The 13,196-nt window shown below is 66.2% G+C and carries 12 protein-coding genes; 7 read left to right on the top strand and 5 right to left on the bottom strand.

Annotation, left to right across the window (positions count from 1 at the left end):
- Positions 1–10: 10 nt before the first annotated feature.
- Positions 11–589: an RES family NAD+ phosphorylase gene (locus M1M07_RS10445; RefSeq protein ID WP_248674088.1), complete on the top strand. Its 579-nt coding sequence runs from the start codon at positions 11–13 to the stop codon at positions 587–589.
- Between the two features lie 401 nt (positions 590–990).
- Here M1M07_RS10445 and M1M07_RS10440 read toward each other — a convergent pair whose 3' ends face one another.
- From M1M07_RS10440 to M1M07_RS10420, 5 genes are all read right to left on the bottom strand, one after another.
- On the bottom strand, positions 991–1,305 hold the full coding sequence (locus tag M1M07_RS10440) for a hypothetical protein (protein WP_248674083.1): 315 nt from the start codon (positions 1,303–1,305) through the stop codon (positions 991–993).
- A gap of 216 nt (positions 1,306–1,521) precedes the next feature.
- Entirely contained in the window at positions 1,522–2,391 is an 870-nt protein-coding gene (locus tag M1M07_RS10435; protein WP_248674082.1) for a zeta toxin family protein, read from the bottom strand.
- Positions 2,391–2,843: a hypothetical protein gene (locus M1M07_RS10430; protein ID WP_248674081.1), complete on the bottom strand. Its 453-nt coding sequence runs from the start codon at positions 2,841–2,843 to the stop codon at positions 2,391–2,393. Before M1M07_RS10430 ends, M1M07_RS10435 begins: the two co-directional genes overlap by 1 nt.
- 496 nt (positions 2,844–3,339) lie before the next feature.
- Positions 3,340–3,609: a hypothetical protein gene (locus M1M07_RS10425; protein ID WP_248674080.1), complete on the bottom strand. Its 270-nt coding sequence runs from the start codon at positions 3,607–3,609 to the stop codon at positions 3,340–3,342.
- A 638-nt stretch (positions 3,610–4,247) separates the two neighbouring features.
- The gene (locus M1M07_RS10420) at positions 4,248–5,438 is read right to left on the bottom strand and encodes an IS701 family transposase (protein ID WP_248674087.1); all 1,191 of its coding nucleotides are present in this window, start codon (positions 5,436–5,438) and stop codon (positions 4,248–4,250) included.
- A gap of 401 nt (positions 5,439–5,839) precedes the next feature.
- Here M1M07_RS10420 and M1M07_RS10415 point away from each other — a divergent pair, with 401 nt between their 5' ends.
- The 6 genes from M1M07_RS10415 (at position 5,840) to M1M07_RS10390 (ending at position 13,164) form a co-directional block, all read left to right on the top strand.
- Entirely contained in the window at positions 5,840–7,228 is a 1,389-nt protein-coding gene (locus M1M07_RS10415) for an MFS transporter (protein ID WP_248674086.1), read from the top strand.
- A gap of 48 nt (positions 7,229–7,276) precedes the next feature.
- Positions 7,277–8,266: a hypothetical protein gene (locus M1M07_RS10410; protein WP_229581023.1), complete on the top strand. Its 990-nt coding sequence runs from the start codon at positions 7,277–7,279 to the stop codon at positions 8,264–8,266.
- Between the two features lie 12 nt (positions 8,267–8,278).
- Entirely contained in the window at positions 8,279–9,499 is a 1,221-nt protein-coding gene (locus M1M07_RS10405) for a phosphotransferase family protein (protein WP_248674079.1), read from the top strand.
- A complete protein-coding gene (locus M1M07_RS10400; RefSeq protein ID WP_248674078.1) occupies positions 9,499–10,014 on the top strand; it encodes a hypothetical protein in 516 nt (171 codons plus the stop codon). Before M1M07_RS10405 ends, M1M07_RS10400 begins: the two co-directional genes overlap by 1 nt.
- Positions 10,015–10,336: 322 nt before the next feature.
- Positions 10,337–11,251 (top strand): LLM class flavin-dependent oxidoreductase, encoded by a 915-nt coding sequence (locus M1M07_RS10395; RefSeq protein ID WP_248674077.1) that lies wholly within the window; start codon positions 10,337–10,339, stop codon positions 11,249–11,251.
- Positions 11,252–11,337: 86 nt separating this feature from the next.
- The gene (locus M1M07_RS10390; RefSeq protein WP_248674076.1) at positions 11,338–13,164 is read left to right on the top strand and encodes a CdaR family transcriptional regulator; all 1,827 of its coding nucleotides are present in this window, start codon (positions 11,338–11,340) and stop codon (positions 13,162–13,164) included.
- Positions 13,165–13,196: the final 32 nt, after the last annotated feature.

Raw genomic sequence — 13,196 nt, 5'->3', positions numbered from 1 at the left:
GGCCCGGCCCCTGCACCAGTTCCCCGGCTGCGACCTCACTCCGGCGCAGGCATTGCACCGCGGGCACCAGGTAGCGAACGGCCCGTGGTGGTTCGCCTCCTCCGGCGGCGGCCGCTTCGATCTGACACCACCCCGCGGCACCTGCTACCTCGCGTTCGACGAACCCACCGCGATCCGGGAAACCGTCGGAGAGACACTGGCAACGACAGGGGTGATCAGTGAGGAGTTCGCCGCCGACCGCCGCCTGTCGACCCTGGTCGTGCCACACGATCATCGCCTCGCCGACACCTGCGCGGAGGAGGCCGCGGACTTCGGCCTGACCCGAGAGCTCTCGTCCATGACCCCGTACGCGATACCACAGGAATGGGCCGCCGCGTTCGACGCCGTCAGCTTCACCGGAATTCGGTACCAGACCCGGTTCACCACCGGGCCGAACCCGAACGCGGTCGCCCTGTTCGGTGAGGCGGGCGAGGCCGACTGGCCGACCGACCCCAGCCCCGAACCGTTCGCAGTAGCTGCCCGTCGGGCCGGCTTCACCGTTGCAGGCCCGCCACGGTCGGTGCGGATCGTCTCACCGCCCGGGAACTGACAGGCCGGCCCACCACCATCGACAGCGCATCAACGCCCGCAAAGTTCCGTCGCTCTCGTGCCCAGACTCGGGACATGGTCTCCTTACCCGCCGCACTGCCCCGATGCTGACCAACCTCGGACCCCACCGAGCGGCAACCGGGCGTTCAAGATGACGGGATGACCAACGCGCCCCCACCATGGTCGACGGGCAACGCCGACGAGCCACACCGGCAACGACATCACCCGACCTATCCCTGAACTCCCCGAACCGCGTTCAGCGGTAAACGAGAGCACTTCCCCGACCGGCTGCCGCAGCACCTCGAGTACTTCCTCAGGCGTCGCGTAGAAGAACTCACGCCGAGGATTGACTCTGTTGACCCGCCGCTCGGCGAACGCTTTCGTGCAGTTCGGCTCCGACCGTCACCGCGTCCTCGGAGAAGAACAAGGCGTGCACATCGAACCGGAACGGCACCGGCGCGTCACCGAGTTCACGCACCCGGTCCATCGGACGAGCCGGCGTGTCATGCCGATCGTGACCATGGTGATCCCGAAGGCACCCATGTTGGAGATGACGTAGACGTACCCGGCTCGGATGTTCGCCGCCCGATAGTCGACATCATCGAGTGCGCCCTGGACCTCGGCGAGTGTGGTCCGCAGGCGTTCGGCGGCAGCGCTGTCGCCGTTGGCCTCCCCTGTTGCCAGTGCCGACCGGTAGTGCGCCAGTTCCTTGTCCAACTTTGCGTTCGGCAGCCAGTTCCTGCTCGGCCTTGCGCTGCTCGCGCAGTTCCTCGCGGCGGGCGCGTTCGGCTTCGTTCTCCTCCTGTACCTTCTGATGCACGACGAGATGTTCAGTGGCGGGTGGGCAGGGTCTTCCCCGCGGACCGTTGCGGCGCGACCAACTCGACGCCGATGCAAATGCCCGGCGTGCAGCCTCCGGAGCGCAGCACCGCGTCAGTCGTCGTGGCCGGAGGTGTAGTCGACGACGCCATTGTGCTTGGTGGTCGTCGACTCGACGTGCGTGCCGGTGGTGAAGTCGTCAACGAACAACGTCACCGACTCGATCACCGCTGACAACGGATGATCGAACGCCGCCCGCGCGTTGCGTGCGCAGATCGACCGTGCAGATCCATGCGGGTAGAGGTCGGTGATCGCCGTGGTCGGGGTAAACCGCCCACCGAGCTCGTTGTCCGGGTCGATACGGCCGCTCCACCACCGGTGCTGCGCGCGATGAAGGGCTGTCTCGCAGGTGACTTCCACATCGACGATCGTCAGCTCGGTGTAGCCCGCCCCGCCGAGTTCGGTGAGCAACTGCGCGCCGAGACCGTCCCAGCGGAAGGTGCCTTCGATGACGATGTTCTCCCCCGCCTCGATGCAGTGCTCCTGCACGGTGTCGAGGATCTGGGTGGATTCACGGTGCACGAGCGTGGCCAGCTCGCGCGGGCGCAGCCGGCGCCCGTCCGGCAGCACGACGTCGAGCAGGTCGTCGTAGACGCCGCGGTCGAGGCCGTCGCGGATCAGGTGGTCCTTGATGCGGTCGGAGTCGAGGACCCGCCAGCCTTTGCCGGCCAGACCGCGGGATTCGATCGCGGAGGACTTACCCGCGCCGGGGACACCGGCGGTGACGATCGCGCACCGACCGTCCCGGTCGATACCGTCCTGCTCGGCCAGGTAGGCGTCGACGATCGCGGCGCGGGTGTGGCGCCGAGACGGGTCGTCGGCATACAGACGAAACGACGCTCGGTCACCACCGGCGTCGAGGACACCACCGGGCGCGCACCACGAGTCGAGGCGGGCATGGGTCTTGGCACAGGGCTGTTCCACTAGCGGCGGCTCGCCGCCCGCCGCGCCGCGGTAACCTCCAGCAGGCGCTGATAGTCGTCATCGGAGAGCAGATCCCCGGCCCGTTCGATCTGATCCCAGCTGCCGCGCACATACACGTCGGCGGCAGGATCGTCCTCGGGTGGGCCCCCGAAGGTGTAGTCCCAGTGCTCGAGCTCGTCCATCATCTGCTCATGGGTGAGCTCGCCGACCGCGTACCGCAGCATCACCTCACGAGGGGTGCGCTGCCGGACCTCCGGCCGCAGGCGGGCCTTCTTCAGCAGCCGGCTGATCTCCGGCTGCTCCACCCCCACACGACGTGCGATCTCACGCTGTGACCATCCGGCCTCGGACGCGGCAAGCACGGCGCGGATCTTCCCGAGCTGCGCCAGTTCCGCGCGCGGGGAGATCGCACGCAGTTGCCGCTCGATGTCCTTCTCGAACGCCACCGACATCGTCTTCACCACCTCAACTGGGGATATACCAAATAGTATCACCTCGGGCTCTGCCTGCACCGCTGCTCAACCTGGCCTGTCGAGGTATCGGTCAGTGACCGGGCTGCTACGCAAGAGCTCGTAATCACACCGGGCCGGACTCGCACGGCCAGCTACCCCGGCAACGGAACACCCCGCCCACGGGACGCCCTCGAGCCGCGCGCAGCGCGAAGGTGTTTCAGCGGATCTAGCTGCGTCGATTCCCTGTCTCCTGCTGGGTTTCCCGCCCGCCGGGATAAGGGTTGGGCCGCTGGTAGGAGGGGTGGGGTGTCGGCAGCTGCGGGCGACCCGATCCCCGTACCTCTGTCCGGGCGGGAGAGGCAAACGTCTTAATGGGCAACCCAGCCGTGGATGTCTTTCATGACCGTGTGGGTCGTGGTGCCGTCGAGTGCACCGGGATCTCGAGGTACCCCGGGGTCGGTACGCGGCTGGAGCGACGGCGCATCATCGGTGGGTATCACCATGGTTCCGGCCGGGTTCGCGATACGGGAGTGTCGAGATCGACTGTCGGAGTACTGGTCTCCGCCACCGGAGGAACGGCGCGCATGGTCGAAGACCAGCGCAGCCAGCCGGCGCGCACCCCCTCGTACTTGCGGCCCTGCCCGCGGGTGATCTCCCGCAACCGGTCCGGTTCGACGAAGAACATCAACTGCCAACCGCCGGACGACCAGTTCAGCGATGACCGGCGCCGGCCCCCGCCCAGCACCGCGGTCACGGCGCGCGGCATCGGCGAGGACGTGCACGTCGACCGAGGTCGCGGCCGGATTCGATCCCGGCACCGAGAAATGCTCCCGGCTCCTCCACACTCCGTACATCCCACTCCTCGATCCACCGGCCCGGCCGCAGCCGAACCGTCCGCACCCCCGCGCTGTCCGGTGCACAGCGTGACCCAGACAGTCCCGCAGAGCAGGTAGCGGGTCGACACCCCGCCCACACCGCCGCCGACAGCACACCCTCTCGGGGGCTCATCCACTCCGTGAACCCCATCTCCTTCGCTACCGTGCCAAGCCATGGACTCGACCCTGCACACACCACACCCCTGGCCGCGCCCTCCGAGGTCCCGAACCCCGACACCAGGCCGAGCCTTGACGAGCTAGATCGGGAGTGCGACACCGAGTTCAAGGGGAAATCAATAATGGAGCCAGGATTGACGAGGCCCGCGGTTACGCACCACACGGTGATGCCCCGCATCCGCCTTACTCAGTCGTCGCCGGTTCAAACCTCAATCGCGTTGGCGTCGAACAAGGATTGGCCTCGCGAGGGAGCTATCCATATCAGATCTGACGTTGCGGGGCCGGCGTTGCCGCTCGGACCTTCCTCGCCGCTGGGGAGGGATCGAACCGACTCCACCTCATACCTGCCGTTTCACCACCACGGCGCCACCGCGCTCGGCCGGGAACGAACCGGCCGTACACGCGACAAGTCGTCATCGCGGCCCACGTCCTTCCCGCGCCGGATCAACAGGTACGTCGCCGCGACCATCGACAAGGTGACGTGTCGGTACCACGCCCGGTATCCGCGGACCTGATAGTCCTTGAGACCGGCTTCTTTTCGGGCGACTCGGAGACACTTCTCGATTGCCGACCGTCCCTCGGCGACTCGGGCGAGTTCGGACAGGATGCAGCCGGCCGGGCCGAAGCACAGGTAGTAGGCGATGTCGGACGGGTCGGTGATCGATCGTCCGGCGAGGAGCCAGTTCCCGAATTGTCGTCCCGACCTGTGGAGGTCCACTGCCGCCCAGTCTCGAACACGATGTCCCGTCAGCTCGTCGCCGTGGCTGAGCCTGTGCCATACCGTTTCCGACAACTCGTCGATCACCTCGCGGGCCGTGCAGACCTGCAGGTGTGCCGTGGTCACGCGGCAGTCGCCCGGAATCTCGAGGACATGCGGGACGCTCCGCTCCTCCAGTGATCGCCGCAGTTTCTCCGTTCGCCCATAGAGGACGCCGGCAGTGAACCAGGCGAACGGCACGTTTGCGTCGAGAGCTCGGCCGAGCATTGTCTCGGCTAGATCGGCCGGGCTCCGGTACCCCACCGAGTCGTCGATGCCGGCCGCACGGCATCGGTCCCGATGGTCCGTCCATTCTCTCGGCAGGTACAGCTCCCGGTCGATCAGGCCCCACCCTTTCTGGGATGCGTACGCCAGGAAGATCCCGGTCTGGGCGTTGCTTGTCCTTTCGGTTTTCGATACCCAGGGCGCCACCCCGGCAGACCGGTCGCCTCGCTTCGGGAAATACAGGTCGCCAACAATCAGCAGGCCCTGCCAGACATCACCGACCAACTGGACCACCAGGTCACGCACGTCGTCGCGTACGCCATCCTCATCCCACGATGCTGCGTTCAGCAACCGTTGCATCCCCTCCGGGCCGGCCTCGCCCGCCGCCTCCGCGAGGGTCCACCCGTTCTTGCGCTCGATATCGCCCAAGAGTCCGTGGACATAAGCCCACATCCGCCGGCGCGGTTCGACGCGCGGGAATCGATGTGCGAACCGGGCACAGAAGACCTCGAATGCGGGCCCGGGCGAGTGCCCATCACCACCGTCGGGGCCGGCAGCCAATTGCGTGCGATCCGAGTCTTTGGTCACGATCTGTCGTTGTAGAGCATCCCCGCCTGCCGAGGAACACTCGACCGCCACAGGTGATGTAGACCACTCCTGGGCATCGAGGGTGGGCTCGGTTCCCGAAGACAACGTCGCAGACCCTGCGAATCCCACGTTCTGCGCCCCGACCCCGGGCTGTGTCGCGGGACGCGCTCTACTGCATCCGTCGTTGAACAACAAGCACATCGCAGAACCACCCTGTCGACCCCGACAGTCGGCTCGTGTCCCGGCATACCGGATGGAGCCGAAGATGTCGTTGTTTCGTCGTTCCGGGCCTTCTTATGGTTCGCGGTGACGTCGTCACTTCCGCTGGGGTATCAGCCCCTCCGCGACCTACACCTCAGAAGGTTCAGGTGACCATGGACAACCACCGCCGGCAGAACACCGCCGCACAACCCTACGAATCCGGTCCCCCGAGTCCGGAATCCACCATTTCGCGGAAGATCTCGTTCCGGATCGTTCCGATGCTGTTTCTCGGCGCACTGCTCAGTTACGTGGACCGCACAAACATCGGCGTGGCCAAACTCGAAATGCAGGCGGACCTCGGCCTTTCCGAGGCTGCCTTCGGTCTGGGCGCCGGCATCTTCTTCATCGCGTATGTACTCTTCGAGGTCCCGAGCAACATCGCACTTCACCGGGTCGGCGCCCGAATCTGGATTGCCCGCATCATGGTGACGTGGGGCCTGGTGACTTCCTTGATGTCACTGGTCGACAACGTCTGGATGTTCTACGGCATGCGGTTCCTGCTCGGTGCCGCGGAAGCGGGCCTGCTACCCGGCGTGGTGTACTACCTCACCCGCTGGGTACCGTCCGCGAACCGTGGGCGAATCCTCGGACTCTTCTTCCTTGCCATCCCGGTCGCCTCGGCCATCGGCTCTCCTCTGACGAGCACTCTCATGTCGTTCCACCCGTGGGGTCTTCACGGATGGCAATTCATGTTCCTGGCCGAGGGACTACCCTGCCTGCTCCTCGCCGCGGTGATCATCAAGTTCCTCCCGAACGAGCCGGGCGATGCCCGGTGGCTCGACGCTTCGGAAGCGCAATGGATCACCGACACGATCCGCCGGGAGAATTCCGGCGTCACCGGGGACGGAAACGGCCACTCGTCGTGGACGGACGGCCTGAAAAACAGCCGGGTGCTTGCGCTTTCGGCCGTGTACTTCTCGATGGTCGTGCCCATCTACCTCATGGGCTTCTTCCTCCCCTCGATCATCAAGGAGATGACCGGCGGCACCGTCGGCACGACCGGCATCGGCTACATCGCTGCAGTACCGTACATCTTCACCGGAATTGCCATGGTGGTGATCTCCCGGAGTTCGGACCGAACCCAGGAACGTATGTGGCACTTCGCTGTTCCCAGTTTGATCGGTGCGGGCGGATGGGTGGTCGCAGCGGCCACCGTATCGTCGAGTCCGCTCGTCGCCGCCATCGCGATCTGCATCGGAACGGTCGGTGCGATGGCCACCATCCCGACGTTCTGGACCACCGCCCCGAAAGTCGTCTCCGGTGCGGCCGCCGCGTCCGGAATCGCGTTGATCAGTAGCATCGGCAACATCGGCGGATTCGTCTCCCCGTACATGTTCGGCGTCATCCGCGACGCGTTCCCCGGCGAGACCGGCAACAGCGTCTCCTTCCTCGTCGGCGCGATCGTCCTCGGGATCGGGGGTGTGCTCATGATCGCGCTCTCCAAGACTCTCCCGGCCACCACACCGAATAGTACGAAAACTGCTCAACTCCAGAATGACTGACGCAACCGACCGATCGGTTCTCCCGAATTCCCCTACACGAGGAAACCTGTGATCCACTACACCGATACCGAATTCCATCCCCGCGACCTCACCGACCGGACCTGGACCGAAACCACCGTCCTGATCATCTCCGTCCCCGAGGCAGGAATCCTGGGCAACGCCTACGTGCTGGCCCGCCCCAACCTCGGCGTCACCCTCTCCTCGGTCATCCTGGGACAGGGCTTCTGCCGCCAACCCTACGAGGTCGACTTCACCGATCCTCAGATGCACCTACCCTGCCCAGAATCGTTCAGCAATTACTCCCTGGAGAACGGCCTGACCGTCTCCTCGGACGGTCCACGCAACTACCGGATGCAATACAAGAATGCCCTCGGCGCAGCGAGTTTCGACCTCACCTTCGAGGGACTCCACGACCCGTTCGACCCACACGACCCGAACCAGAACCCACTGCTCGACATCGATCGAGCCACATCGAACGATCCACGCAAAGGCAACGAATGGGAGAACGGCCACTTCGAAGTCAAAGGCCGCATCCGCGGCGAGCTGGAACTGCGAGGCAAGACCTACCAGGTCGAATCCTACGAGGGAATGGACCACAGCTGGGGACCCCGCCCCGAAATCGGCACCCGCTCGGTTTCGTGGGTCTCGATCAACTTCGGTGAAGAATTCGCCATGCACATGGCCGTCCCGATGCGGATCGAACGCGGACAAGTGTTCTACGACAAGATCCGCTTCGGCTACGTCGTCGACCACGGCGAAGTCCACGGCCTGATCGACGGGACAATTCGAGCCGAGCGCGTCGACATGCTCGCGTTCAGCAACCACATCACCGCCACCGACGTCCGCGGCAAGAAGCACGAGTTCTTCGGCAGCGCGATCGCGGGCCACCCGTGGTACACGTTCAACCCGTCCCACGTCTGCTACCAGTCACTGTTCCGATACGAGCGTGGCACCGCCGTCGGCTACGGCGAGATGGGGGACATCTTCGGCTTGGACTACCTGGCCGAGCGGATGTCCCGCCACGGCCGCGAGAAGTAGGAGCAATCTCGAATGACCAGCGCAACCCTGCCCCTGCCCGACCGAGACTGGGCCGACGACCCGACCGACGCCCAAATCGAACATCTCCGCGCGCTGTATCCGACCGAGCCCGAAGTCGATCGGACACTGACCCGCAAGATGAAGCGCCGCGCGCTCGGCCCGTACCGACGGATGGACCTCGACGAGTTCGTCCGGTGCGTCGAGTTCTTCCTCTCCACCCACATCGACGACCCCTTCCGGGTGTCGGACACACGATGGTTCACCGGCGGTGTGTCCAAGATTCAGATGGGATTCACCCTGCACCGCAAGGACTCCGAGTCCTGGGCGAGCGAACGGATGGTGGTCCGGATGGACCCCGCCGAAGGGTCGAATGCCACCAGCCGGCTCCGTGAGTTCGAGCTCGTCGGCGCCGTGCAAGGCACGGTCCCCGTCCCCCGTCCTCACTTCATCGACGTCGAGGGGGAATTCTTTCCCGAACCCGCCTTGATCTACTCCTACGTCTCCGGAGTCACCAAACCGTCGACGACCACCACCGGGAAGATCAGCGGTCTGGGCACCAACTTCGGCCCGGGTGCCCGCGAGCCACTCGCCGACCAGTTCATGTCCTCTCTGGCGACCCTCCACACCTTCGATCTGTCCGCAACGACGTTCACCAGCCTCAGCCGACCCCGGATCGGAACCGACGACGCGGCGTGGTGGCTCCTCAACCAAGCTCGGCGCACGTGGGAAGAGGACCGAGCGGAGGACCTGCCGCTCATGGACGTGGCCGAGCAGTGGATGCGTCACCACCTGCCCGTGCTCGACCACGTCGGCATCGTCCACGGTGACTACCGCAGCGGCAACTTCCTCTACGACGAATCCACCCTCGAAATCACGGCCTGGCTCGACTGGGAACGCGGCCATCTCGGTGACCGGCACCGCGACCTCGCGTGGACCACGCAGTCCACCTTCGGCCACTACGACGAGGACGGCCGCTACCTGGTGTGTGGACTGGTCCCCGAAGATGACTTCTACCGACGCTACGAGGACGCCACCGGTCTGGCCGTGGATCCGAAGAAGATCACCTTCTACAAGATCCTCAACGCGTATCAGATCGTGGTCTCCACCCTGGCCTCGGCGCACCGGGTCGCCAAGCTGGGCAAGTCACATCAGGACGTCGTCCTGTGCCGGGTCAAGGGCATGGCTGCGGTCGCAGCCGACGAGCTGAACACTCTCCTGAACGAGGTGCTGTAATGGATCACTCGCGCAACACTCTCGGCGCTCTGCGCAAATCCCTGCTCGACGGCGTCGCGCCGGCGGTGGACCGGTCCGATCCCCTTGCCTCCGAGCAACTCCCCCTCGTCGTCGACTACCTGGAATTCCTGGGTACGCGGATCTACCGGATCCACGAACGGTCCCGGTTCGAACTCGGCGAGTATCTCCGAATGGCCGAGGGTCTGCTGGCGCGGCTGCCCCAGTCGGCGACCGCGGCGACCGCCACCCTCGCCGAGCACATCGATGCCGGCAGGACCGCACGCGAGTGCGCGTCCACAGGCACCACCGAGCTCATCGAGTTGGCCAGCGCTCTCGCCACCACGGTGAGCACGGTCGTGCAGGACGAGTCGCTTTCGGACGACGTCCGCCGAGCACTGGGCCGGTGGGTCGTCGAATCCTCCCGTCCGCTTCTGGCCTTCCAGCGATCCTGGTATGCGCCGTTCGGGTTCGAGGCCGACCACGGTCGGCTCCGGAGCATCGACGAGTTGCTCTAGGAAGGATGCTGCACATCATGTGTGCGATGACCTGGGCCCTCATCCGTCGAGATGTGGGCCCAGGTCCGACGCAAGTGCGCGATGGCGGACAGCCGCAAAGGTTCCGGCCAGGCGCATGCGGCGCGCCGACCGGCTGGAAGCCAGCACGCTACCAGCGCCTTCGTGATCTCGTCGGTACCGCCGTAGAGCGGCGACAACGGCAACCTCGGACATGGCGATGCCGCTGATATCGATGAGCTCGACCTGCTTCCGTCCGAAAGAGGCACTTGCCACGAGCACCTTTTGGCCTTACGGTCAGTCCATAGCTACTGAAAGGGTCGAAATGGTGCTCCGCGTCGGTCTGTCGGTCACAGACTCCCTGCTGGTCCCGGACCCGCTCGCGCGGCGGCGACTGCTCACTTCCGCCGCCGATGCCGGGCTGGACCACATCACGGTGGGTGACCACATCAGTTTCCACGGCGGTACCGGCTTCGACGGGATGGTCTCCGCCACGTCGGTGCTCGCGGCCCACGACACGCTCTCCGTCGTCATCGGTGTCTATCTGCTGGGGCTGCGGCATCCGATGCTCGCCGCACGCCAGATCTCGACCATCTCGCAACTCGCCCCGGGCCGGTTGGTCCTCGGCGCGGGAGTCGGCGGTGAGGACCGCTCCGAGATCTCCAACGCCGGGGTGGATCCCCGCACCCGGGGGCGCCGCTTGGACGAAACACTGGAGGTTCTCCGAGCGTTGCTGTCCGGCGAAGAGGTCACCCACACCGGAGAGTTCTTCACCCTCGAACGTGCCCGGATCCTGCCCGCGCCCCAGCCGGCCGTGCCGATCGTCATCGGCGGCCGAGGCGACGCCGCGATCCGTCGAACCGCGAAGTACGGCGACGGATGGCTCGCCATCTTCTCCACGCCCCGCCGATTCGCCGAAACCCGCACCGCGATCCTCGAGGCCGCCGACCGAGAGAACCGCACTCCGAGCACTTTCGGTGTCAACGTCTGGTGCGGTCTCGACGACGATGCCGCCACAGCCGACCGCCTAGTGGGCGAGCAGATGCACGCGCTCTACCGCCTGCCCCGGGACAAGTTCCGGCACCTGGCACCGGCCGGCACACCCGAACAGGTTGCCGAGTGGCTGCGCGCGTTCGTCGACGCAGGAGCGGACAACATCACGCTCGTCCCGGCCGCCACATCGATGGAGGCTTCCATCGAGCATGCCGCCGCCGTGCGGAAGCTGCTCGTCGAAAGCTGATCTCGCCGCGGCGACGGATCCCGCACACCGGGCTCACAGCGCAGGTCGTCGGCACGGCCGACCAGGACGACAAGGAGGCGAGCACCATGACACCGCCTGCGCCGGCCTCGGCGGCACTTCCCCGGTTGCTCGGCGGGTTGCTTTCCCGGGCAGCCACGCTCGCCGGTTTCGCATCCGCAGGCATGCTCGTCTCGGACGACTCCCGCGGCGTGCTCCTCCCCCTTCCCGGCATCGGATCCGCGTCGACACCGCGCCGCGTTCGATCGGACTGCCCTCTCGTGCGTCGTGCCCTGAACTCCCCCGATACCGTGCACGCATCGGGCCGATCGCTGTCCGGAACCGACCTCGACGGACCCGGTGTCGCCCGGGTATGCCTGCTGCGACTGTCGAACGACGGTGCAGAACCCACTCGCCTCCTCGTCCTCACCGATGCCGATCCCACAGCCGAGTTCACCGACCAGCACAGAACCGCCCTCACCGCGCTCCGCACACTGCTCGACGACGCCGCCACCACCGCCCTCGACACGGAGGAACACAAGCGGCGATGGCAAGACCTCGAGCAGAGCCGGCAGCTGGCCGCCGAGCGGACCTTGGTCGACGAACGTCTCGACGACGCCGTCACCGCGGTCGACTGCATGTCGGCGATCGTGCGCACCTGTTCCGCACTCGCCGGCAAGTCCGTGCTGCTGTTCGACCGACGCGGCCGCACCATCGCCGCCGCGACCCCCGACACGACCGGCCACGCCACCGCACCGGCGTTGACGGACATCCTCCGCGCGCACAACCCCGGAACAGTCACCGCCCCCGACCCGGTCGTACTCGCGGCCGGTCCCACCACCGGATTGACCCGCCGCAAGATCGTCACCCCGGTCGTCGAACGCGGCGAACACTTCGGATGGCTCGTCATCGACGAACATCCGTCACCGCTGAGCCCGACGGACGAGTACGCCGCCGCGCGCAGCGCGCGCCGAATCGGCGCCCAGTTCCTCGTCCAACGCCGCATCGCGCGGGTTGCATGGAACGCGAAGTCTTCCCTCGCCCGCCAACTCGTAAGAGGCACCGGGGCTTTGGATGATCTGGCGGCCGGCGGAGAGTATCTCGGAGTGAACATCCACGCTCGGCGTGTGCTGGTGTACGTTCTGGCTTCCCATCACGACCTCGCCGATTCCGAGCGCGTGCTCGCCGAGTGGATGGAACGAGATCTCGGCGTCGAAGTCCTGTCCACCCGTGGATCCGAAGGCATCCTGCTCCTGGTCGAAGCTCGCGAGAATGTCGGCGCCCTCGCGACCGTCGCGAACGTCAAGGATGCCCTGGCGCGCGCCGCGAATGCACTGTTCCGGTCGCAGGAGTTCATCGCGGGCGTGTCCTCCGTCTGCGAACCCACCGCGCTGGCCCGCGCATACCGTGAATCGCGTGAGGCCGTGCTCTGCATCGACCGTTTCACCGACCGTACGTTCCACCGCATCTTCGCCGTCGACGACCTGGGACCGGCACGCCTGTTCCTCGCCCATAGTGAAGTCTCGGCGGTGCGGCACTTCGTCGACGACGTGCTGGGGCCACTGCTGCGCGGCGCCCCCGGAACGGCCGACCTGCTCCACACACTGCAGTGCTGGTTCGACACCGCACGCAACGTACGGGGTTCGGCACAGCGACTCGGCGTTCACGAGAACACAGTGCGCCTGCGACTGGCACGCGTGCACGCCCTGACCGGACTCGACGTCACCGGCAACGCATCCGACCAATTGAGCGCCCAGACCGCGCTGCTCGTACTCCGCCTCCAGGGCCACCCCGCCCTCGAAACCCGTGACGGCAACCGGGTCGCCCCCGAAGCGGACACCGAACCCGCAGAAGCACTCCGGCACGACCGGCCTGCTCCCTCTGGTAGCCCGGCAAAGGACCGAAGATCGGCATGACCGACCCGCACCGGCTCGAAGCGCTTCGTCAC

It is taken from the genome of Rhodococcus sp. HM1 (genome assembly GCF_023218075.1).
Classification (GTDB): domain Bacteria; phylum Actinomycetota; class Actinomycetes; order Mycobacteriales; family Mycobacteriaceae; genus Rhodococcus.
The sequence above is the reverse complement of the archived record's forward strand: the minus strand, read 5'-3'. Positions and strand labels throughout refer to the sequence as shown.